Annotated in this window: 20 protein-coding genes; 12 read left to right on the forward strand and 8 right to left on the reverse strand. The window is 64.8% G+C overall.

Annotated elements, in window-relative coordinates; translation table 11 throughout:
- Position 1: 1 nt before the first annotated feature.
- The gene (locus CXY83_RS01445; RefSeq protein WP_104195642.1) at positions 2-979 is read right to left on the reverse strand and encodes an aldo/keto reductase; all 978 of its coding nucleotides are present in this window, start codon (positions 977-979) and stop codon (positions 2-4) included.
- Positions 980-1,091: 112 nt separating this feature from the next.
- The gene (locus CXY83_RS01450; RefSeq protein ID WP_104195643.1) at positions 1,092-2,159 is read right to left on the reverse strand and encodes an NAD(P)-dependent alcohol dehydrogenase; all 1,068 of its coding nucleotides are present in this window, start codon (positions 2,157-2,159) and stop codon (positions 1,092-1,094) included.
- 281 nt (positions 2,160-2,440) lie between these two features.
- Between CXY83_RS01450 and CXY83_RS01455 the strand changes: the two genes are divergently transcribed.
- From CXY83_RS01455 to arfB, 6 genes are all read left to right on the forward strand, one after another.
- Positions 2,441-4,129: a long-chain-fatty-acid--CoA ligase gene (locus CXY83_RS01455; RefSeq protein ID WP_104195644.1), complete on the forward strand. Its 1,689-nt coding sequence runs from the start codon at positions 2,441-2,443 to the stop codon at positions 4,127-4,129.
- A gap of 70 nt (positions 4,130-4,199) precedes the next feature.
- Entirely contained in the window at positions 4,200-4,865 is a 666-nt protein-coding gene (locus CXY83_RS01460; RefSeq protein ID WP_104195645.1) for an SDR family NAD(P)-dependent oxidoreductase, read from the forward strand.
- Positions 4,866-5,092: 227 nt separating this feature from the next.
- Positions 5,093-6,013, forward strand: a complete 921-nt coding sequence (locus CXY83_RS01465; protein WP_104195646.1) for a pseudouridine synthase — start codon at positions 5,093-5,095, stop codon at positions 6,011-6,013.
- Positions 6,014-6,145: 132 nt separating this feature from the next.
- Positions 6,146-6,685, forward strand: a complete 540-nt coding sequence (locus CXY83_RS01470) for a DUF3090 domain-containing protein (protein WP_104195647.1) — start codon at positions 6,146-6,148, stop codon at positions 6,683-6,685.
- Positions 6,685-7,452, forward strand: a complete 768-nt coding sequence (locus CXY83_RS01475; RefSeq protein WP_104195648.1) for an SCO1664 family protein — start codon at positions 6,685-6,687, stop codon at positions 7,450-7,452. The genes CXY83_RS01470 and CXY83_RS01475 overlap by 1 nt, the downstream gene beginning before the upstream one ends.
- A gap of 119 nt (positions 7,453-7,571) precedes the next feature.
- Complete coding sequence (arfB, locus tag CXY83_RS01480; RefSeq protein WP_104195649.1) at positions 7,572-7,994, forward strand: alternative ribosome rescue aminoacyl-tRNA hydrolase ArfB; 423 nt, start codon at positions 7,572-7,574, stop codon at positions 7,992-7,994.
- Between the two features lie 33 nt (positions 7,995-8,027).
- Here the strand turns inward: arfB and CXY83_RS01485 are convergent, their stop codons facing one another.
- On the reverse strand, positions 8,028-9,899 hold the full coding sequence (locus tag CXY83_RS01485) for an FAD-binding monooxygenase (RefSeq protein ID WP_104195650.1): 1,872 nt from the start codon (positions 9,897-9,899) through the stop codon (positions 8,028-8,030).
- A gap of 267 nt (positions 9,900-10,166) precedes the next feature.
- Positions 10,167-11,054, reverse strand: coding sequence for a 1,4-dihydroxy-2-naphthoyl-CoA synthase (locus tag CXY83_RS01490; RefSeq protein WP_104195651.1), 888 nt, complete (start codon positions 11,052-11,054; stop codon positions 10,167-10,169).
- Between the two features lie 215 nt (positions 11,055-11,269).
- On the opposite strand from CXY83_RS01490, the gene CXY83_RS01495 reads away from it, so the two are divergent.
- A complete protein-coding gene (locus tag CXY83_RS01495; RefSeq protein WP_104195652.1) occupies positions 11,270-12,250 on the forward strand; it encodes an NAD(P)-dependent alcohol dehydrogenase in 981 nt (326 codons plus the stop codon).
- On the opposite strand, the gene CXY83_RS01500 is transcribed toward CXY83_RS01495, so the two are convergent.
- Positions 12,216-12,800 carry a CGNR zinc finger domain-containing protein gene (locus CXY83_RS01500; protein ID WP_104195653.1) on the reverse strand — a complete coding sequence of 195 codons (585 nt, stop codon included), beginning with the start codon at positions 12,798-12,800 and terminating at the stop codon, positions 12,216-12,218. The two genes, CXY83_RS01495 and CXY83_RS01500, sit on opposite strands and share 35 nt — an antisense overlap.
- 84 nt (positions 12,801-12,884) lie before the next feature.
- Between CXY83_RS01500 and CXY83_RS01505 the strand changes: the two genes are divergently transcribed.
- Entirely contained in the window at positions 12,885-14,015 is a 1,131-nt protein-coding gene (locus CXY83_RS01505) for a DMT family transporter (protein ID WP_104195654.1), read from the forward strand.
- Here CXY83_RS01505 and CXY83_RS17285 read toward each other — a convergent pair.
- The gene (locus CXY83_RS17285; RefSeq protein WP_146069806.1) at positions 13,919-14,353 is read right to left on the reverse strand and encodes a hypothetical protein; all 435 of its coding nucleotides are present in this window, start codon (positions 14,351-14,353) and stop codon (positions 13,919-13,921) included. The two genes, CXY83_RS01505 and CXY83_RS17285, sit on opposite strands and share 97 nt — an antisense overlap.
- Here CXY83_RS17285 and CXY83_RS01510 point away from each other — a divergent pair.
- On the forward strand, positions 14,352-14,981 hold the full coding sequence (locus CXY83_RS01510; RefSeq protein ID WP_104195655.1) for a DUF1992 domain-containing protein: 630 nt from the start codon (positions 14,352-14,354) through the stop codon (positions 14,979-14,981). The genes CXY83_RS17285 and CXY83_RS01510 overlap by 2 nt on opposite strands.
- Before the next feature lie 365 nt (positions 14,982-15,346).
- Positions 15,347-16,378, forward strand: a complete 1,032-nt coding sequence (locus CXY83_RS01515; RefSeq protein ID WP_104195683.1) for an NADPH:quinone reductase — start codon at positions 15,347-15,349, stop codon at positions 16,376-16,378.
- Positions 16,379-16,848: 470 nt separating this feature from the next.
- Here the strand turns inward: CXY83_RS01515 and CXY83_RS01520 are convergent, their stop codons facing one another.
- The gene (locus CXY83_RS01520; RefSeq protein WP_104195656.1) at positions 16,849-18,732 is read right to left on the reverse strand and encodes a DEAD/DEAH box helicase; all 1,884 of its coding nucleotides are present in this window, start codon (positions 18,730-18,732) and stop codon (positions 16,849-16,851) included.
- 270 nt (positions 18,733-19,002) lie between these two features.
- Entirely contained in the window at positions 19,003-19,779 is a 777-nt protein-coding gene (locus tag CXY83_RS01530; RefSeq protein WP_104195657.1) for an alpha/beta fold hydrolase, read from the reverse strand.
- A gap of 130 nt (positions 19,780-19,909) precedes the next feature.
- Between CXY83_RS01530 and CXY83_RS17555 the strand changes: the two genes are divergently transcribed.
- Positions 19,910-20,071, forward strand: coding sequence for a hypothetical protein (locus CXY83_RS17555; protein WP_158251797.1), 162 nt, complete (start codon positions 19,910-19,912; stop codon positions 20,069-20,071).
- Between the two features lie 401 nt (positions 20,072-20,472).
- Complete coding sequence (locus CXY83_RS01545) at positions 20,473-21,198, forward strand: hypothetical protein (protein ID WP_146069807.1); 726 nt, start codon at positions 20,473-20,475, stop codon at positions 21,196-21,198.
- The last annotated feature ends 35 nt before the right edge of the window (positions 21,199-21,233 follow it).

The following is a 21,233-nucleotide window of genomic DNA, read 5'->3' on the forward strand; positions in this document are numbered from 1 at the left end:
TTTAGAACCCTTCGGGGAGACGCGGAACGTACGATGCTTCAAGGCGCGCCCGCTCGTCGGCGCTGAGTTCGAGGTCGAGCGAGGCGATGGCATCGTCGAGGTGCTGCGGCTTCGTGGCGCCAACGATCGGCGCCGTCACAGCGGGGTTACCCGACACCCAGGCCAGGGCTACCTGAGCCAGCGGCACTCCGCGTTCGGCAGCAATGTCAGCGACGACGGAAGCAACGGCGCGATCGCCGACCTCTGCCTGTGCGTACAAGGCCTGGCTGATCAGGTCCGTTTCGGTGCGGGCGGTCGTCTGGTCCCAGTCCCGGGTCAGCTTTCCACGCGCGAGCGGGCTCCACGGGGTGAGACCGATACCAGCGTCGGCGGCGAGGGGGAACATTTCGCGCTCCTCTTCCCGGCTGATCAGGTTGTACTGGCTCTGCATTGACACGAACGGCGTCCAGCCGTTCACGTGCTGCAGGCGCAGGGCTTTCGCAAACTGCCAGGCAAACATCGAGGAGGCGCCCAGGTAGCGCGCTTTACCCGAGCGCACCACGTCGTGCAGGGCTTCAAGCGTCTCCTCGAGGGGAGTGAAGGGGTCGAAGCGGTGCACGATATAGAGGTCCACGTAGTCGAGGTTGAGGCGACGCAGGCTGTTGTCGATCTCCTGCAGCACCGCCTTGCGTGACAGGCCGCGCTGGTTGGGACCTTCGCCGACCGGCGAGTAGACCTTGGTGGCCACGACGATCTCGTCGCGGCTGGCATACTCCGCGAGGGCGCGCCCGAGGATTTCCTCGCTCGACCCGGCCGAGTAAGCATTTGCGGTGTCGAAGAAGTTGATGCCGGCCTCAACGGCTTGCCGAATGAAGGGCCGACTGGTCGCCTCGGTCAGCGTCCAAGCGTGGTTTCCGCGCTCCGGCTCGCCATAGCTCATGCAGCCGAGGGCGAGCGCTGAGACATCCAGACCGGTGGTTCCGAGCTTCACATACTTCATGGGACTCCTTAAATGACGGATGCCCCGGGCCGCGTTGTATCTGCGGCCCGGGGCAGTTCGTGCCTGGGTTTTTTATCGACCGGTGTGGCTTCTGCCGCGCCGGTCAGGGCGCCTACGCGTCGGCGCGGGTCTCGTTCGCAAACGTGGCCACGTCGATAACGAAACGGTAGCGCACGTCGCTGCGGATAACACGCTCGTAGGCTTCGTTCACCTGATCGACCGAGATGATCTCAATGTCGGCGCCGATTCCGTGGGCGGCGCAGAAGTCGAGCATTTCCTGGGTCTGGCGGATGCCACCGATCTTGGAGGCGGCGATGGAGCGACGCTGGGCGGCGAGCCACACCATCTTCACGCTGTCAGGCTCGGTGGGGATTCCAACGTGCACGAGCGTGCCGTCGAGGGCGAGCAGCTTGAGGTAGCCCTCCAGTTCGAGGTTCGCGGCCACGGTGTTCACGATGAGGTCGAAGTGGTTCTCGAGCTCGGTGAAGGTGGTCGGTTCGCTGGTGGCGTAGTAGTGGTCTGCGCCGAAACGCAGGCCGTCCTCCTTCTTGCTGAGGGTCTGGCTGAGAACGGTGACCTCGGCGCCGAGCGCGTGGGCGATCTTCACACCCATGTGTCCGAGGCCGCCCATGCCGAGGATGGCAACCTTCTTGCCGGGGCTGGCTTCCCAGTTCACGAGAGGGGAGTAGAGCGTGATGCCGGCGCAAAGCAGGGGAGCGGCTTCGGAGAGCTCGATGCCATCGGGGATGCCGAGCACGTAGTTCTCGTCGACGACGATCGCGGTGCTGTAGCCGCCGTTGGTGGGGGAGCCGTCGTGGTTGCGGTCGTTGTAGGTGCCGACCTCGCCCTTCAGGCAGTACTGCTCTTCGCCGGCGAGGCAGTTGACGCACTCGCGGCAAGAGTCCACGAAGCAGCCGACGCCGACGCGGTCGCCCACCTGGTAACGGGTGACGTCGCTGCCGACGGCAGAGACGATGCCGGCAATCTCGTGGCCGGGAACCATCGGGAACAGTCCAACGCCCCACTCGTCGCGAGCCTGGTGAATGTCGGAGTGGCAGATTCCGGCGAACTTGATGTCGATCGCCACGTCGTGGGCGCCGGGGGTGCGCAACTCGATCGTGGTGCGAACGAGGGGCTGGTTGGCCGCGGGGGCGGCGAGTGCAGGAACAGTGGTCGTCATAAAAAAAAGTCTTTCAGTGCCGATGATGAGATGCGAGGAAATCCCGTGCCGTGGCACGTGTCGACGGTGACATCCGCTCGCTCAACGTTACGTGATTTCACCGACCCGATCGAGTCTGGAACGTGGCACTGTCTGACCCACCCAGGGAATGTCTGCGTGTCAACCAGCGGGGGCGTGCAGGTGCGGCGCAGGCAGCGGATGCCTGAGGTAATGCGTTCGCGGTGTCACGGCATCCGCTCGTCACGCGCAGGATTCAGCTTGAAATCGGGGAGGATGGTGTCATGGCAAACACTGAGCACGAGCCGTGGGTCAAGAACTATCAACCGGGCGTTCCCGCCGAGATTGAACTTCCCACGGAGTCCCTCGTGGCCATGCTCGAGCGTGCAGTGGCCGAAGCCGGCACTCACCCCGCGCTGGAGTTTTTCGGGCGTCGAACGACCTACACCGAACTCGGCGATCAGATTGACCGGGCCGCGGAGGGATTGCGTCGCCTCGGGGTGAAAACTGGCGATCGAGTGGCCCTGATCTTGCCGAACTGCCCCCAGCACGTCGTCGCTTTCTACGCGGTGCTGCGCCTCGGCGCGGTGGTGGTGGAGCACAATCCGCTCTATACGTCCCGGGAATTGCGCCACCAGTTCGAAGATCATCAGGCCCGCATTGTTATCGCCTGGGACAAGGCGACGGCCGCCGTGCGGGAGTTCCCGGCCGACATCGAGATCGACCACGTTGTCTCGGTCAATCTCCTCACGGCGTTTCCCACCCTGAAGCGCCTCGCCCTGCACCTGCCGGTGAAGGGGCTGCGCCAATCACGCGCGGCGCTGACGGGCCCGGCACCGGGCACGATGGCCTGGAAGGACCTGCTCGCTTTCGGCGTGATCGATTTTGAGCATCCGCGCCCCTCGGTCGATGACCTGGCCGCCATCCAGTACACCTCGGGCACCACGGGAACCCCCAAGGGCGCCATGCTCACCCACTTCAACCTGTATTCCAATGCCCTGCAGGGTGAGGCATGGATGCACGGAGCGCAGTACCGCAAAGAAATCTTCTATGCGATCCTGCCGATGTTCCACGCGTTCGGGATGACCCTCTACCTGACCTACGGCATCCGCAAGCAGGGCCTGCTCGTGCTGTTCCCCAAGTTTGAGCCCGGGCTGATTCTCGACGCCATGAAAAAGTCGCCCGCCACGGTCTACTGCGCGGTGCCGCCGATCTACGAGCGCACGGCGCTCGCCGCACAGGAAAAAGGAATCTCGCTGCGCTCGTGCAAATACTGCATTTCGGGCGCCATGAATCTGCCCGATCATGTCGTGGAACTCTGGGAATCGGTATCGGGCGGACTTCTCGTTGAGGGCTATGGCATGACCGAGTCATCTCCGGTCGCCCTGGGTAATCCGTTTCATGCCAGCCGACGCACGGGCACGATCGGGGTGCCGTTCCCATCGACCCTGATGAAAGTGGTCGATCTGGATGATCCGAACGTTGAGGTGCCGTTGGGGCAGCCGGGTGAATTGTTGTTGAAGGGCCCGCAGGTTTTTCAGGGTTATTGGAACAACCCGGAGGAGACCGCGAAGGCGCTCTTACCCAACGGCTGGCTGCGCACCGGCGATATCGTGACCGTGGATGAGGATGGCTTCACCACGATCGTAGACCGCGCCAAGGAGCTGATCATCACCGGTGGTTTCAACGTGTCGCCCTCTGAGGTCGAGGCCGTCTTGCGACTGCACCCGAGCGTCAGTGACGCCGCAGTGATCGGCCGACCGCTCGAACGCGGCGGGGAGATGGTTGTCGCCGCGATCGAACTCAAGGCCGGTGCCACCCTCGATGAAGATGCATTGCGGGCGCACTGCCGGGAACACCTCGCGGCCTACAAGATTCCGCGGCGGATCGTGCACATCGAGAACACACCGCGCTCGATGCTCGGCAAGGTGTTGCGCAAGCAGGTTCGTGAGCAGGTTTTACCGCTGCTCTGACACCGGGCCCACGGTGGTGCTGGGTTGATCATGGGGGAATATTTCCCCAGGGAGGGGTCTTGCAACCGATATGACTACTATCGCAATTATCGGTGCAGGCAAGGGACTCGGCGCAGCAGTAGCGCGTCGTTTCGGAGCAGAAGGATTTTCCGTTGCGCTGATTTCGCGCAACCAGGGCCGAGTGGATGCGCTGGCCGAGGAACTGGGCACAGAGGGAATCACGGCGAAGGGTTTCGTCGCCGATGTGCGGAACCCGGCGTCGATTAGCCGGGTGCTCGAGCAGGTCACGGAGACCCTCGGCGCGATCGAGGTGTTGCAGTACAGCCCTCTGCCGCAGAAGGACTTCATGCGTCCCGTGCTGGAAACCACGCCCGCTGATCTGGTTGGGCCGATCGAATTCTCCGTCTACGGCCCCGTCGCGGCCGTGCACCAGGTCGTTCCCGGAATGCGTTTTCTGGGAAAGAACCGGGGCACCATTCTCTTCGTCAACGGCGGCACGGCCGTGACTCCGGTACGGAGCCTGGCGGGCACATCCATTGCCTTTGCTGGACAGGCCGCCTACGCGCAGCTTCTGAATGAGGTTCTCGGCGAAGAGGGGATCCAGGTCTCCCAGCTCATCATCGGCGGTCGAATCATCGCGGGTGATCCCGAAAAAGACCCGGCAAAGCTGGCCGAGCACCTCTGGAACCTTCACACCCAGCGTGACCGGTTCCGCCTGCAGATCAGCGCCGACTGACCTTCGTCACGTGCACGTGCACGTGAGCGACCGCGAACACCGCGCGGCACGCGTATAGAAAGCCCGCCCGTGTTCGAACATGGGCGGGCTTTTAGATAACTGGCGCAACGAGACCAGGTGGCAGCAGCTGTCGGTGCTGTGAACGAAGAATCACGCAGGCATATCGGCCCAATTTCGATCGGCGCCCGTACACCCGCAGTGACGGCTGAGCCACGTACGATCAGTGGATGCCCCCGCGTTCTCCGGTCCCGCAACGGCACGGGCTCGATGCCGCGTGGGTGTGCACGCCGGAACGGTCGCAGCATCCGCTCTGGGAAACCATGGGGGCCTGGCTCGACGAGCGGTTGTCGGAGTTCGTGGACGTGGCGGGATTTCTGGCCCAGGGACGTTTTGTCTATGGCACCGGCGCCGCAGTCGGCGGCCGCGACCCCTACCAGCCGTACACCTTTGTGTGGTTCCACCGCGATCTGGCCGAGGAATCCGTAGTTCCGGGTCTCATTCATATGATCTATCGCGACGATCGGATCGTGGTGATCGACAAGCCCGCTTTTCTCTCGTCCATTCCCCGTGGGCGCCATGTCGTGCAGAGCGTGGTGGTGCGCCTGCGCGCCCAACTGCAGCTTTCGGAGCTGTCCCCGCTGCATCGGCTCGACCGGGTGACGTCGGGGCTGCTGATTCTGGCGACCGAGCGACGATGGCGCGGGGCATATCAGTCGATGTTCCAGCGCCGCGAGGTCGCCAAGACCTACCGTGCGCTGGCTCCGCTGCGAACGGGCCTCGAGCTGCCCGTGACGGTGCGCAATCACCTCACCACGCGTCCTGGTCGCTGGCAAGCCGAGGTGCTGCCGGGCGCGCCGGTCAACGCTGAATCGTTGATTGAACTCGAATCGGTGATCGACGGCCTGGGCAGCTACCGGCTGACGCCCCGCACCGGTCGCACGCACCAATTGCGCCTGCACATGCTGGGCTTGGGAATTCCGATCAGTGACGACCCGCTCTATCCCGTTATGCAGGATATCGCGCTTGACGATTTCACCCGCCCGCTGCAGTTGCTGGCGAACGAGGTGCGCTTCACTGACCCCATCGACGGGGGAGCGCGGCACTTCGTCAGCGTGCGCACGCTCCCCGTGCGCAGCGAGGTCGACTGAGCGGCGTCACTGATGCCTGCGCCGGTTATGACCAGCGATTCGATAACCGCAATGCATCCTTTCAGCTGACGTTCTCATCGGTAACGGGCCGAGCCGCAGACGTCACGCAGCTCTCGCGTCTAAAATGTCTACATGCCCCAAATCGTTCATGAGTTCGTCTGGCCTGACCGGGTCGTCATCGGCACCGTGGGCTTGCCCGGGGAGCGCACGTTCTATCTGCAGGTGCGCAGCGGCGCGCGAATCATCAGCATCGCGCTGGAGAAACAGCAGTCGGCGCTGCTCGCCGAGAAGATCGACGAGATTCTCGACCAGCTGATCACCTTCGAGGGCAACCCGTTCAGTATCCCGGCCACGACCCCCATCGAGCTCGTCGATAATGACCCGCTCGAGCAACCGGTCGCTGAGGAATTTCGCACCGGCTCGATGAGCCTGGGCTGGGATCCATCAACGGTTCAAGTGGTGATCGAGGCCTACCCGATGGTCGACGAAGACGAGGAATTACTCGAACCGGTTGAAGCGGCCAATGCGTTGCTCGTGCGCATACCTGTTGGTACCGCTCGCGCGTTCGCGAAGCGCACTCGTGAGATCGTGGGCGCCGGGCGGCCGATGTGCTCCCTCTGCGGTTACCCCATCGACGCCGACGGCCACACCTGCACCGTTCCCGGGGACTGATGCCGACTCCTGACCTGGTCGACGGCGAGTTGACACTCACCGGACGAATCACGACGGCCTCGAATGCAACCTTCCTGGGCAGCATCGATGGCGCGATGGTCGTCTACAAACCGGTGGCGGGGGAGCATCCGCTCTGGGATTTTCCCGATGGAAACCTTGCCAATCGTGAAGTGGCGGCGTATCTGGTCTCGCAAGCCTTCGGCTGGAACGTCGTACCGCGCACCTGGCTGCGCGAGGGTCCGATGGGCGAAGGCATGGTGCAGCTCTGGCAGGAGAGTGACCCCGCCCAGAGTCCCGTCGACCTGGTGGCAGCGGACGCCGTTCCGGAAACCGGGTGGCGACACGTTCTCGACGGGCGAGACGAGCACGAACGGATGGTCACCCTCATTCACGAAGACAGCGCCCCGCTTCGGCGGATGGCCGTGTTCGACGTGGTCGTGAACAACGCTGATCGCAAGGGCGACCACATTCTCGCGATGACCGATGGGCACCGACACGGAGTCGATCACGGGCTCACCTTTCACGTCGAACACAAGCTGCGCACCGTACTGTGGGGCTGGCTGGGCGACGCTCTCACCACCGACGAGCTCGACGGCATCGACCGGGTCACAGCCGGCCTGTCCGGCGAGCTCGGCAACACCCTCGCTGGCCTGGTCAGCGCCGAAGAACTCACGGCGTTTGCCGCGCGCTGCGACCAATTGCGCTCTGACGCACGATTCCCCGCCCCGAGCGGCGACATGCCCGCCGTGCCCTGGCCACTGTTCTGAGCTGGCGGCTGTTCTGAGCTCGCCACTGTTCTGAGCTGGCCTCTGTTCTGAGGCCGGTTGCGCAGGGTTTGTGATGCTTGTCGTGCGCGGGGGATCCTGGGGTGTGCAACGCTAGGGGCATGGATCTTGAGGTGTCGGCGGCGCTGACCATTCCCGAGCGTGAACTCGGCTGGCGGTTCTCGCGTTCGTCCGGTCCCGGCGGCCAGCACGTGAACACCTCCGACAGTCGCGTCGAGCTGTCCTGGAACGTCGCCGAGTCCACTGTGCTGTCCGACGACGAGCGGATGCTGCTGCTCACCCGCCTGAATCACCGTCTCGTTTCCGGGGTGGTCACCATCGCCGCCAGCGAGCAGCGCTCCCAGCTGCGCAATCGCGAGATTGCCCTGCGAAAGCTCGCCGACCTGGTGACTGCGGGTGTAGCCGCGGAACCGGCGGCGCGGCGCGCGACCAAGCCCACCCGCGGTTCCGCGCGGCGGCACCTCGCGGTCAAACAGCAGCGCTCGGCCACGAAGCAAAATCGGCAACGGCCCGCGGCCGAGTAGGTGGGCGACCCACCGGCATCCGCTCGCTGAGCCCTACCGAACAAGCAACATCTGCCGAAAGTACCTCGCCAGCTCGTTCGTGGCCGCCAGGGGAAGCACGTGGGCGACGTACTGGTCGGGACGCACGATCACCACGACGCCGCCGCGGTTGATGCCGCGTTGCTCAAAGATGTCGCGATCCGGGTCGGCGGCGTACACCTTCTCGTAGTCGATCAGCCCAAAGGGGCCCGTTCTCGGCAAAAACGCCACGTCAACCCGGCCCAGGTCAACCTCGGTGTGTGCCTGCTGGTACACCACCTTCAGGTCGAAGACGCTGTCGATGTCACTGTCGGCCGGGGTGTGCGCGAGCAGCGGCGAATCGGGGGCGGTCCGCATCCACTTGGCCCAGGTGGCCAGTATTTCAGCGGATGCGTCAGCGAACGCGTACACGCGCCAGCGGCCGTCGGCGCGGTGGTGGTGGCCCAGCTGCACCGGGTTGGCGTCGCCGACGCGCACGACCGGGGCGGACTTGAAACGCTTGCCGATGGGGAATCCGGTGGCGAGCGCCTGGTGGGTCGCTTCGCCGATGAGCATCGACGGCGGGTATTGGGTCATGAAGCCCGATGGAAACTCCGCTGTCTGGGTGTAGAAGTCCTCGAGCGGAACTGTGAGGTCTTCGGGCTTTGCCGCCATCAGGCTCGACCACTCCTTGTCAAAATCGATCAGGTTCTTCGCGATGACCTGGCGCTCGGCGGAATAGGTGCTGAGCAGGCTGTCGGGGCTGCGGCCGTCGAGCACGTAGGCGAGCTTCCAGCCGAGGTTGAAGCCGTCCTGCATTGAGACGTTCATGCCCTGGCCGGCCTTGGCGCTGTGGGTGTGACAGGCGTCGCCGGTGATGAAGACCCGCGGGGAGCGGATTCCGATCTCCGCGGGTAGCAGGTCGTCGAATCGGTCCGTGAGACGGTGGGCGACCTCGTAGACGCTGTGCCAGGCCACGTTTTTCACGTCGAGGGTGTACGGGTGCAGAATCTCGTTGGCTTTCACGATGATCTGGTCGATCGTCGTCGAGCGTACGGCGCCATTGTCGTCGGCGGCCACTTCGCCGAGGTCGACGTACATGCGAAACAGGTAGCCGCCCTCGCGCGGAATGTGCAGGATGCTTCCGCCGGATCCGGACTGGATGGCGCATTTGGTGCGAATGTCGGGAAAGTCGGTGACGGCCAACACGTCCATGACGCCCCAGGCGTGGAAGGCCGCGTCACCGGCCAGCGTGCAGCCGATGGAATCGCGCACGGCGCTGTGGGCACCGTCAGCGCCGACCACATACTTCGCGTGCACTTTGCGCTCCTGGCCGGTCAGCTCTCCGCTGGTGTGCCGAAGCGTCACGGTGACGGGGTAGTCGCCCTCATTGCTGTGGGTCAGGCTGAGCATTTCATAGCCGAAATCCGGGGTCATGCGGGTCGGCGAATTGGCCATCACCTCGGCGAAGTAGTCCAACACGCGTGCCTGGTTGACGATGAGGTGCGGAAACTCGCTGATGCCGGTGGGGTCGTCGATGGCGCGGGCGGTACGGATGATGTTGGCCGGGTTGGCGGGGTCGGGCTTCCAGAACGCCATCTCCGTGATGCGGTAGGCCTCGGCGATGATGCGCTCGGCGAACCCGAAGGCCTGGAAGGTCTCGACGCTGCGGGCCTGGATTCCGTCGGCCTGCCCGATCGCGAGGCGTTCGCCGCGGCGCTCGACGATGCGCGTGGTGATACCGGGAAACTGGGAGAGCTGGGCGGCGGTGATCATGCCGGCCGGGCCCGTTCCCACGATCAGAACGTCGACGTTGTCGGGGAGTTCGACGGGGCGATCGATGCCCACTCCGGCCGCATCCTGCCTGCGGGGATCAGTGGACACGTATCCGTGGTGGTGAAATTGCACGGTTTCCTCACTTCTGTGTGTGGACTTTCGGTGTGGTCTTTCGGTACGGTCTCTCGGTCCGGCGATTCGAACGCCAGCATCGTCTGTGTTCGATAATAGAATGCGGCGTTCTATTATCATTTTTTGAATCATATATGACCGGGCGAGTTCCGCAACCAGCGCACGGATGGGCATCCGCTCAGCAACGAGTTCAGCGCCCTCTGGATGGATGCGGTGGCCGCCGAAAAAGGTGTGTCGGTACTTGGTGGTGAGAGTTCGTGCTGCCCGCTAGAACTGCCAGGGAAAGGGCGACCAGTCGGGTTCGCGGTGTTCCAGGAACGCGTCCTTGCCCTCGACGGCCTCGTCGGTGCCGTAGGCCAGGCGGGTGGCTTCACCGGCGAAGATCTGCTGGCCGACCATTCCGTCGTCGACGGCGTTGAACGAGAACTTCAGCATGCGGATTGCGGTCGGTGATTTTGTCAGGATGGTGTTTGCCCACTCCAGTGCGGTCGTCTCCAACTCTGCATGGGGCACCACGGCATTCACGGCGCCCATCTCGTAGGCGCGCTGAGCGTCGTAGGGACGCGCGAGAAAGAAGACCTCCCGGGCAAATTTCTGCCCCACGTGCTGGGCGAAATAGGCGCTGCCGTAGCCGCCGTCGAACGACCCGACGTCAGCATCCGTTTGCTTGAACATGCCGTGTTCCTTGCTGGCGATCGAGAGGTCGCAGACAACGTGCAGGGAGTGACCGCCGCCGGCCGCCCAGCCGGGAATGACGGCAATGACGACTTTCGGCATGAACCGGATGAGTCGCTGCACCTCGAGAATGTGCAGCCGCCCCGTGCTTGCGACCCCGTCACGGTACTGGTAACCGTCGCGCCCGCGGATGCGCTGGTCACCACCGGAGCAGAATGCCCAGCCGCCGTCCTTCAGGCTCGGCCCATTACCCGTGAGGAGTACCACGCCGATTCGCGTGTTCTGCCTGGCGTCGTCAAGTACCCGGTAGAGCTCATCGACAGACTGCGGGCGGAACGCATTGCGCACCTCCGGGCGGTTGAAGGCCACGCGGGCGACCCGCCCGGCGTTGTCGTGGTGGTAGGTGATGTCTTGCAGCGCGGTGAAGCCATCGACGGGCTTCCATAGTGAAGGGTCAAAAATTTCGGAAACCTGAGTCATGGTTTCAGCTTAGGTGTGCTCGGATCATTGGTCAGCGCGCATGCTGATAACTCTAATTTGTCGATCGCAGGAGCACGCGAAGTATCCTCGTGCGGCGTAGCAATAGTCGTGGGTTTGGCTGGTCGAATCGAGCATGTCGACTGCGCAGCCGCCACCGTGGCCCGGTCCCGAGCCCACCCGGTCGCGACGGGGCGTTCGAGGGTACGCTGAGCCGCATGAGAGCTGCCGTGTACCGTCACTACGGACCACCAAGCTTCGTGCACGTCGAGACTGCGCCGCAGCCGATACCCCAGCGCGACGAACTGCTGGTGCGGGTCTTCGCCAGCACGGTCAACCGCACCGACTGCGGCTTTCTCAGCGGCAAGCCACTCGTGGTGCGGCTATTCAGCGGACTGCGGGCGCCTCGGGCGACGATTCTTGGCTGCGAGTTCGCCGGCGAGGTCGCCGGTGTCGGCGCCGACGTCAGTGCGTTTGCGGTCGGCCAGCGGGTGTTCGGCTACAGCGGCGTGAAATTTGGTGGTCACGCTGGCTATCTGACCGTTACCGCGACAGGAATGGTCGCCGAGATACCGGCAGACGTTTCCTACGTTGAGGCATCACCGATTCTGGAGGGCGCCCACTACGCGCTCAACATGCTGCGCGCGGCACGGGTTACCGCCGGACAGAATGTATTGGTCAACGGCGGTACGGGAGGGATCGGATCAGCTGCGGTGCAATTGCTCGTGAATCTCGGCGCTCGCGTCACAGCGGTCTGCGCCACCCCGCACCTATCCATGATGGAATCACTCGGGGCTGAACGGGTGGTGGACTACACGCTCGAGGACTTCACCGCGCTCGAAGATGAGTTTGATGTGGTGCTCGACACGGTCGGGAAGAGTTCTTTCGGACGCTGCCGCCGGGTGCTCGCTCCCAACGGAATCTACCTCTCGTCCGAACTTGGTACGCTGTGGCAAAATCCGATCCTGGCGCTGACCACGCCGGTGCTGAGGAGGAGGCGCGTATTGTTTCCGATTCCCAAGGACACCCGCGACGATGCGATGTTCCTGCAGGGCCTGGTCGCATCGGGCGAGTTTCGGCCGATAATCGACCGGATCTACCCGCTCGACGAGATTTGCGCTGCCTACGAATATGTCGCGACGGGGCAGAAGATCGGCAACGTCGTTATCCGTGTGCGCGACGAGGCGGCGACGGAGTAGAGCCGGTGGGCTGGCGCTCGCGGAAAGCGATCATGTTCATGCGGTTGCCGCAGCGCACGCTGCAGAAACGCTTGGACCCGTTACGGGAGAGGTCGAGAACCAGCCCGCTGCAGGCATCCGCTTCGCAGATTCGCAGGCGACCCATTTCGTCGCTGCGAATCACGTCCATCAACGCCAGCGCTGCCTCGACGCGCATGCGTTCCCCGAGTGGAGCCTCGGGCACGGTCGCGTGCAGGTGCCAGTCCGAGACATCATGGCGGGCAAGCTGGGGGAGCGCCCTGGCCTCGCGCAGCATGCGGTTGACCTCTTTGACGGCGTCGTCGCGGCCGAGAGTCCAGACCCGGCGCAGCAATGCGCGGGTCTGTTGCACGTCGAGCAGCTCGGCATCATCTCCGTCGATGCGGCCGGTGAACAAAATGGGGGCGAGCAGGGCGGCGAGGTCGGCGAGCGTTTCGAGTTCGTCGCGGCCGCTTCGGGAGGCCCCGGGGTCAGTGGCGCCGAGCAGCACCACGAATTCGAGTGCTTCCTCGGTGTCAGGGGCAAAATGCAAGTTGACTCCTTGCCAACAGGGTTCTACTGTCAGTGGTGAAAACAGTTTAGACCATGACAGGCCCACGTCGCTTGAAGGAGGAGCATGAAGATCTCGTCCCTGCCGGGAGGCGTGATCGTTGCCGCCATTGCTGCCATTTCGTTTGGAACCTCCGGCGCGCTGGTCAAGCCGATGCTCGAGGCTGGCTGGTCACCGACGGCCGCCGTGACCGCCCGCGCGTGGACCGCCGGGCTCGTATTGCTGCCATTCGCGCTGTATTCGTTGCGCGGGCGTCGGGCGGCCCTGTGGCGGGCCCGCTGGCGGGTGCTCGGAATGGGCATCGTCGGTGTCGCGGGTACTCAGCTGGCCTATTTTGCCGCGCTGCAGACCATTCCAGTCTCGACCGCGCTGCTGATTGAATTTCTCGCTCCGCTGATTCTGGTCGGGTTCGTTTGGGTGACGACACAACGGATGCCCCGCCGCACAGTGTTGCTCGGATCGGCTCTCGCCGTTGGCGGGCTGCTGCTCGTGATCGGGCCCGGTGCCATTCGGGCCGTGGACCCGATGGGGGTGCTGTTCGCCTTCGGCGCGGCCATCTCCTGCGCGGTGTTCTTCGTGGTGGCCGCGCGCCCGGGCGAAGGCTTGCCCCCGATCGCACTCGCGACCTTCGGGCTGCTGGTCGGGGGAACAGCCCTCGGCCTACTCGGCCTGACCGGTCTGCTCCCCTTCACCGCATCGTTTCTTGACCTGTCCCTGCTCGGCACGGTTGTGCCCTGGTGGGCACCGCTGCTCGCGCTCGCCATTATCAGCACCGCGCTGGCGTATGTGGCGGGCATCACGGCGGCGGGAATTCTCGGGTCGAGGCTCGCCTCGTTCGTCGGCCTGCTCGAGGTCATCTTCGCGTCGCTGTTCGCCTGGCTGCTGCTGGGCGAAGTGTTGACGCCGCTGCAGCTGCTCGGCGGGCTTTTGATTCTGGGCGGCATCGCCGCTGTGGGGGAGGAACGCGTCGAGCTGGCCGCCGAGGCGCTGCCGCCCGACGAGCCGGGACTGCCGCACGCACACGGCGACGCTCATGGCGACGAGAGCGACGAGAACGACGAGGCCGCGCGCTCCGACGAGGCGACGGCCGGCGCATCCGCTCAGGAGATCAGCACCGGCGCGGGATCGTCGATGGTCGGCGGGTTCAACACGACCTCGAGAACGTCAGAACGGCCGAGCGAACCGGGAAAGTTATAGCGGGCAAAGCGCCCGCCGGGGTCATTGGGCGTCGAAGGCACGACGATCGACGAACGGCGAATGACCTCGGCAACGACGTCGGTCACCGCGGCACGGAGTGTCTGTCCGGTGCGACCGCGCAGACGAACGGATGCCCGCGGCCCGCCCTCCGCGCCGAACCGCAGCGTGAGCATGCGCGTGTGGGCGTGCTGACGGTCGAACATGTCGAGGCGAGCCCAAATGATTGCAGCTAGAAACACGACCCGCCGCCCGGCCCGCAGTTCGTTCGTGTCGAAGTGCCCTCCCGAGCAGCGTTCCAAGTCGACTCGGCCACCACGTCGATCTAGGCTGGCAGCCATGACCGGCAATAAGGACCGCAGCGATGCGCAACCCAGCGACGCCCGACTCAACGTGGCCCGCTACCAACTCAAACGCATGGTGCCGCCCGACCAGGCAGACTCCGCTGCGCCAGAAGTAAACGACCCCGAGCAAAACACGGCCGGGCAATCCATGATGGAAGCCCGAGCCCAGTATGTGGAAATGGCTATTCAGCAGGCCATTCGTCGTGGCGAGTTCGATAATCTGCCCGGCGCCGGCAAGCCGCTGGCGAACCTCGAGCGTGGGTATGACCCTGACTGGTGGATTCGCCAGAAGATCGAAAGCGAGAAGATCACCGGGCTCGGTCCGCCGGCCCTCACCCTGCGCACCGAGAACGCCGAGCTCGATGCCCGGCTGGATAGCGTGCAGACTGAGGCTGCGGTGACCGAGATTCTCAAAGATTTCAACAGCCGAGTGGTGGCGGCACGCCGGCAGCTGCAGGGCGGACCGCCCGTGGTCACCCCCACCCGGGATGTGGCCACACAGCTCGCTCTCTGGCGGGAACGCCGCGCCGTGCGCAGCGAAGCGGCCAGGCAGCAGCGCGAGAGTGCGGCCGCGGCGCTCGCCGCCATGACCTGGCGGGAACGCCGCCGCGCTCGCTCCCGCTGACCGTCGCCCTGCACGGCGATGCAGTGAATGCCGTTCGTTCTGCTCGAGCCGCAGATGGGTGGTGGGCGATGTGACCGACACGCCGATGGAGGTGACGACGACCACGCTAGAACTGTGTGAAAAAAAAGGAGTTTGACCATTTTCGCTCCGGGCAGATCGAGGCAGACGCGACCGCCGAGCTTCAGCTCACACCGGCTGAATCGCTCTGGTGGACCGTCGTGCGAGCGAGCGAACGAATTCGAGATCGACATCGACTTGGCGCTCACCGAGACCAGGAGCACCATTCAGACCAATCTGCACGCCACGCTCGAACGTGCGGCGCCGCCGCCGGGAAACATTCCGACGTCTTTGGCGTTAGGTCTTATATGAAGACCATTGTGTATAGCGAAACCGGTAACCCGTCCGTGCTTCACCTCGTCGATCGACCAGTGACAGAGCCCCGTGCCGGGGATGTTCGCGTGCGCATCGTGGTGGGCGGGGTGAACCCGACCGACTGGAAGTCGCGCCGAGGCACCAGCCCGGGGGAGGCTCTCGCATTCGCCGACGTCGTGCCGAACCAGGACGGCGCTGGCGTCGCCGACGCCGTCGGCCCCGGTGTGTCGAACGTAGCTGTCGGCGATCGCGTCTGGCTCGCCCTCGCCGCCTATCAGCGTGCGAACAGCGGAACTGCCCAGGAATACGCGGTGCTTCCGGCCGAGCGCGTCTTTCTGCTGCCCTCCGCGGCCACTTTCGATCAGGGAGCCAGCCTCGGCGTGCCGGCCATCACCGCCTACCGGGCCCTCACCGTGGCCGAAGATGGGCCGACGCGCCTGCATCCGGGGGCGCTTGACGGCAAGATCGTGCTCGTCGCGGGAGGTGCCGGCGCCGTCGGCCATGCCGCCATCCAGCTTGCCCGCTGGGCCGGCGCGACCGTGATCACGACCGTGAGTGGGCCGGCCAAGGCGGCCCTCGCGACAGCTGCCGGGGCACACCACGTGCTCACCTACACTGACTCCGACGTCGCCACCGAAATCCGAAGCATTGCGCCCGATGGCGTCGACCTCATCGTCGAGGTGGCTCCCGCCCAGAACTCCGAACTCGACCTCGCGGTCATTCGCAACCGCGGGTCCATCGCGGTCTACGCCAACAACGGCGGCGACCAGATGACCCTCGATGTGCGCAAGCACTTCAGCCTGAATGTGCGGTACCAGTTCGTGTTGTTGTACACCGTCGGCATCGAGGTCGTGCAGCAAGCGGCTGCTGCCATCAACGAGGCACTCCTTGACGGCGCATTGCCGGTGGGAGCGGATGCGGGTCTGCCGCTGCACCGCTTCGACCTGGCCCACACAGCAGACGCCCACGCCCTCGTCGAAAGCGGTGTCACCGGCAAGGTGCTCGTCGACGTCTCCGCGGTCTGACTCGCGGCCTGACCGTGGTCTGGCCCGCGGCTTGACCCGCGGTGGCTGAATCAGGACATCCCGCCGGTGTGGGCCATGGCCTGCCCAGGATCGGGCGGTACGGGCCGGATCGGCGGCCGATTCTCCTGAATTGGCCGCCGATCGTCGGGTTTCGCAGCTGGCCCGGCGCATAACTCCTGCAATTTGTGTGGCGTAAACGGAACCCCCGTGTGTTTCTGCGGATGTTGCGGGGGCCCGGTGCGAATTGCAGGAGTTATGCGCGCCGCGAGGCCCTGCTCGGTGGTCGGACGAGAGGCCTTGGTCAGTGGTCGGTCCAGAAAATCCCGCGGGGTAGCGAATGAGTTCTGCGCGGTCACGGTCGTCGAGGGTAAAGCAGTGAGCTTTTTTGAATTGGCCCCGGCGGCGGTCTGCGCTCAATGCACTCAAGCCCCCTCGTCGCAAACGACGAGGGGGCTTGAGTGCGGCAGGCTTTAGTACTCGCGGCGCGGAGCGCGCGGCGGGCGATCGCCCTGCTCGGCGGAACGCGAGGCGCCGCCCTTGTCGGCGCGCAACTCAATGAGCTTGCCGCTGATGCGGGTGTTCTCCAGCTTGGAGAACACATCGCTCGACAGGTCAGCGGGCAGTTCGACCAGCGAGAACTCCGGCAGGATCTTGATGTGCCCGAAGTCGTCGCGGCTGAGCCCACCCTCGTTGGCGAGGGCGCCGACGATCTGACGCGGCTCTACCTTGTGACGCTTGCCGACCTCGATGCGGAACTGGGCCATCGGCTTACCGCTCGAACGAACCGGGCGTTCGCTGCGCACCGGCCGGTCGTCGCGGGCGCCGTAGCTGCCGCGGTCGTCGCGGCTGCCTCGGTCATCCCGGCTGCCACGGTCATCCCGGTTGAAGCGGTCCGGGCGGTCCGAACGACCGCCGCGCTCGGGCCGGTCGCCGCGTTGCTCGGAGCGTTCGACCCGCTCGTCGCGCTCGAGGCGCTGCTGCGCGCGAACATCCTCGGCCGAAAGCAGCAGCGGAGTTTCGCCCTGCCCGACCACGGCAAGAGCCGCGGCCACATCAACCTCGGGCACATCGTGGTGGGACACGTAATGCGCGATGATGTCGCGGAACTTGCTGATGCGGTCGGTCTCGTCGAGTGCTGCCGTGATGGCGTCGTCGAAGCGAGTGAGGCGCGTCACATTGACGTCCTCAACGCTCGGTAACTGCATCTGGGTGAGCGGCTGGCGGGTCGCCTTTTCGATGGCGGAGAGCAAACGACGTTCGCGCGGCGTGACGAAGCTGATAGCTGCGCCCGAGCGACCGGCGCGGCCGGTGCGGCCGATGCGGTGCACATACGACTCGGTGTCGATCGGAATGTCGTAGTTGACGACGTGGCTGATGCGCTCCACGTCGAGGCCGCGAGCGGCGACATCCGTTGCGACGAGAATGTCGAGCTTGCCGCTCTTGAGCTGATTGATCGTGCGTTCGCGCTGCACCTGCTGCACGTCGCCGTTGATCGCCATGGCCGAATAGCCGCGCGCACGCAGCTTTTCGGCGAGCAGTTCGGTCTCGTTCTTGGTGCGGGCGAAGATGATCATGCCCTCGAAGTTCTCGACCTCGAGGATGCGAGTGAGCGCGTCGAGCTTCTGCGGGTACGACACCATCAGGTAGCGCTGGGTCGTGTTCACGCTGGTCGTGGTCTTGCTCTTGACCGTGATCTCTTCCGGGTCGTGCAGGTACTTCTTGGAGATACGGCGGATTTGCGCCGGCATGGTGGCTGAGAACAGAGCCACCTGCTTGTCATCGGGGGTGTCGGCGAGAATGGTCTCGATGTCCTCGACGAAGCCCATGTTCAGCATCTCATCGGCCTCATCGAGCACCAGGAATTTCAGCTCCGAGAGGTCGAGGGTGCCCTTCGCGAGGTGGTCCATGATTCGACCGGGAGTACCCACGACGATGTGCACTCCGCGACGCAGGGCCGACAGCTGCTGGCCGTAGCCCTGTCCACCGTAAACGGGCAGCACGTGCACGCCTCGCATGTGAGCGGCGTACTTCTCGAACGCCTCGCACACCTGCAGCGCGAGCTCGCGGGTGGGCGCGAGCACGAGCGCCTGCGGGTTTTTCTGCGACAGGTCGAGTCGGTTCAGAATAGGCAGCGCGAACGCAGCCGTCTTGCCGGTACCGGTCTGGGCGAGTCCGACAACGTCGCGACCCTCCAACAGCGGGGGAATAGTGGCGGCCTGAATGGCCGAGGGGGTCTCGTAGCCAACAACTTTGAGCGCCTTGAGCATGGCGTCATTGAGTCCAAGGTCGGCAAATGTCTTCGTTATGGAGGCGGAATCTGCCTCGTTCTGCGTTGTAGTGTCTGGGGCGGTCATAGTACAACGGTAGTCGAAGAGTTCGCCCCCGGTGTTAACGCTCGTCTGGCAACTTGCAAAGCGGATGCCCGCGGCCGCGGCATCCGCTTTTTGGCGTGCGTAGCGCCGGGTGCGCGAGCGGCGTTTTTCTGTTTCTCAAACGGGTGAATCCAGTGATGGCGTCTTCGGCGATATCTCGCACGGCACGTCGCTGACCCGAACGGCGTTATCTGGGCTCACAACCCCGGCTGGCACGTCGACGACGCCGAAACGGTGTCGCGCGGCTGAAGCCTACGCTTTCAAGAACCCGATGGCCGCCTCGCGGAACGCCCGCGATGTGGGCGCATTGAAGTGGTTGCGCCCGGGAATCTCGAAAAAGCCGCCGTTTGGCGTGGCGTCGGCCAACACCCGGGAGGCGTCGAGAATGCTGTCCTCGCTGCCGGTGGCAAACAGCACCGGCTGAGTGGGCGCGTTTGCGGCGCCGGGCTGCGGGCCGCCGCGCATGCCTTCGACCAGAGCGACAAGCGCGGCGAGGTCGTTACCGGGCAGGGTCTTCGCCATGGCGAGATAGACGCCAGTGAGGCGATCGCTGACCTCGCGGCCGTGTTCGAGGTGGGCGCGGGCATCCGCTACTTGAAAACTTTTGAGCGGATCACCGTCGGGAATCCCGCCGAGCACCGCCCGGGTGATGCGGCCGCCGAGGTTGCGGGCAGCCTGCCACCCCACCCGGGCACCGAGCGAGTAGCCCACATAGCACACCTCGGTGAGCAGGTAGGCGTCGAGCACCGCCTCAACGTCGGCGACGAGCAATTCCATCGTGTACGCGTCGGGGGAGTGTGGTTTGTCGCTGGCGCCGTGGCCGCGCTGGTCGATGCCGATGACGTGAAAACCGGCCCGGGTCAGATCCCGGGTCCAGCCGGTGGCGTGCCAGTTGGCGATGACGCTCGAAGCGAAGCCGTGCACCACGACCACGGTCGGGTGCTCCGGGTCGCCGAGCTCATAGGTGGCCAACTGCACACCGTCGTGGGACGGGACAAAACTGTGCGCGGGGGTGTTTCGGTGCAACATTCCCCTATTCCACCACGGCTGCCGCGTAGGGGAGTGCCGGTCGCTTTCGAGGTGGCGCGGGCGCCGGGCGCCCCGATGGACGTGATCGTGGTGCACAAACTCGGGTGCCCCGAGTGAACTTAGGGTGGCCATGGGTGCCATCCGGGAGGGGGGAGCGCGGGTGCTCCGCGACGATGTTAAGGTGCAGCCAGGCGAGAGTGAGAGGCAGCGTGAAGTGATGGAGGACCGTGAGCGGGCACTCACGATCGACGACCAGGTCGTTGCCCTCGTCGCCTCCGATGGGCTGAGCTGACCGGGTTACGGATACTTTCCTAGCCGATACGGGGAATCAGGACGATGACGCCTGTGCCGGCGACCGACGCAGTGAAAGTGAGGAAGTGTTCAGGAAAGCCGTGCAGACTGGTCTTTTCGCCCGCGGACGCCGCGTGCGGAGTGTCGAACCAGAACCGCCCGCGCGACAGCCAGCGATTCGTTTTTCTGAAAGCTAGGCCTATCTCTTCTCCAACCACGCCCACCACACCTGTTGAGACTGACGCGAGCCGCATTCAGACTGTGCGGAGCCGGAGCCGGAGCCGGAGCCGGAAGCGGACCGGCTTCCTGGCAGCCGGCGCCATCACTGCTATCGCCGCAGTTGTCGGCACCGGCTTCGCGGTGCAATCCAGCGTCGCAGACGAAAACGCGCGCATAGCCGTCATGACAGCGCTTGCCTCCAGCGGCGCTGGACACGACGAGCAATTGGAACTCAATGCGGAGCGCTTGCGAGCGCGTGCCGAACAGGCCTCTGAAAGTGCCGTGTCTGGTGCCAGCGTCGTCATCGCTGCAGCGCACGGTAAGACGGATGCCACGGACCTGTCGGCGTCCGTTGCCTCGCTCTCCCACGTCACCCTGCTTGCTCCGGAGCGCATCTTCGAGCTCGTCGACGTAACGACAACCGAAACCGCGAACGTGCACGCCTCCACGACCGAGGTCGATCGCCTTGCCGCCGAGCAGGCAGCCGTCGCCCAGGCTAGTGCTGAGGCTGCATCTGCTGAGGCTGCTGCTGAGGCCGCTGCTGAGGCCGAAGCTGCCGATGCCGTCCCGGCGGCACCGGCCCGCCCGTCCGCTCCAGCAGACCCCAACGCTGCGCAGCAAATCGCGCGTCAGCTCATGGCGAACCAGTACGGCTGGGGTGATGATCAGTTTGGTTGCCTGGTGAGCCTGTGGGACAAAGAATCAGGCTGGAACGTGAATGCCTACAACGCCTCCAGCGGTGCCACCGGCATCCCGCAGGCATTGCCCGGCAACAAGATGGCCTCGGCCGGAGCCGACTGGCAGACCAACCCTGCGACCCAGATCTCGTGGGGCCTGGGTTATATCGCGAGTCGGTACAGCACACCCTGTGATGCCTGGGACAAGTCGGAAGCATCGGGCTGGTACTAGCGCACGGTAGCGGTACGTCGTAGCCAGGCGGTTCC

The sequence above is a fragment of the Cryobacterium sp. M15 genome (genome assembly GCF_002929675.1).
Classification (GTDB): domain Bacteria; phylum Actinomycetota; class Actinomycetes; order Actinomycetales; family Microbacteriaceae; genus Cryobacterium; species Cryobacterium lyxosi.

What these genes read in the sequence shown, in the direction of transcription:
- CXY83_RS01515 (WP_104195683.1), top strand. Translation starts at nt 15,347, where the DNA reads ATGAAGACCATTGTGTATAGCGAAACCGGTAACCCGTCCGTGCTTCAC.
- CXY83_RS01510 (WP_104195655.1), top strand. Translation starts at nt 14,352, where the DNA reads ATGACCGGCAATAAGGACCGCAGCGATGCGCAACCCAGCGACGCCCGA.
- CXY83_RS01455 (WP_104195644.1), top strand. Translation starts at nt 2,441, where the DNA reads ATGGCAAACACTGAGCACGAGCCGTGGGTCAAGAACTATCAACCGGGC.
- arfB (WP_104195649.1), top strand. Translation starts at nt 7,572, where the DNA reads ATGGATCTTGAGGTGTCGGCGGCGCTGACCATTCCCGAGCGTGAACTC.
- CXY83_RS01465 (WP_104195646.1), top strand. Translation starts at nt 5,093, where the DNA reads ATGCCCCCGCGTTCTCCGGTCCCGCAACGGCACGGGCTCGATGCCGCG.
- CXY83_RS01530 (WP_104195657.1), bottom strand. Translation starts at nt 19,779, where the DNA reads ATGTTGCACCGAAACACCCCCGCGCACAGTTTTGTCCCGTCCCACGAC.
- CXY83_RS01450 (WP_104195643.1), bottom strand. Translation starts at nt 2,159, where the DNA reads ATGACGACCACTGTTCCTGCACTCGCCGCCCCCGCGGCCAACCAGCCC.
- CXY83_RS17285 (WP_146069806.1), bottom strand. Translation starts at nt 14,353, where the DNA reads ATGGCTGCCAGCCTAGATCGACGTGGTGGCCGAGTCGACTTGGAACGC.
- CXY83_RS01490 (WP_104195651.1), bottom strand. Translation starts at nt 11,054, where the DNA reads ATGACTCAGGTTTCCGAAATTTTTGACCCTTCACTATGGAAGCCCGTC.
- CXY83_RS01445 (WP_104195642.1), bottom strand. Translation starts at nt 979, where the DNA reads ATGAAGTATGTGAAGCTCGGAACCACCGGTCTGGATGTCTCAGCGCTC.
- CXY83_RS01545 (WP_146069807.1), top strand. Translation starts at nt 20,473, where the DNA reads ATGACAGCGCTTGCCTCCAGCGGCGCTGGACACGACGAGCAATTGGAA.
- CXY83_RS01520 (WP_104195656.1), bottom strand. Translation starts at nt 18,732, where the DNA reads ATGACCGCCCCAGACACTACAACGCAGAACGAGGCAGATTCCGCCTCC.
- CXY83_RS01470 (WP_104195647.1), top strand. Translation starts at nt 6,146, where the DNA reads ATGCCCCAAATCGTTCATGAGTTCGTCTGGCCTGACCGGGTCGTCATC.
- CXY83_RS01475 (WP_104195648.1), top strand. Translation starts at nt 6,685, where the DNA reads ATGCCGACTCCTGACCTGGTCGACGGCGAGTTGACACTCACCGGACGA.
- CXY83_RS01495 (WP_104195652.1), top strand. Translation starts at nt 11,270, where the DNA reads ATGAGAGCTGCCGTGTACCGTCACTACGGACCACCAAGCTTCGTGCAC.
- CXY83_RS01505 (WP_104195654.1), top strand. Translation starts at nt 12,885, where the DNA reads ATGAAGATCTCGTCCCTGCCGGGAGGCGTGATCGTTGCCGCCATTGCT.
- CXY83_RS01460 (WP_104195645.1), top strand. Translation starts at nt 4,200, where the DNA reads ATGACTACTATCGCAATTATCGGTGCAGGCAAGGGACTCGGCGCAGCA.
- CXY83_RS17555 (WP_158251797.1), top strand. Translation starts at nt 19,910, where the DNA reads ATGGGTGCCATCCGGGAGGGGGGAGCGCGGGTGCTCCGCGACGATGTT.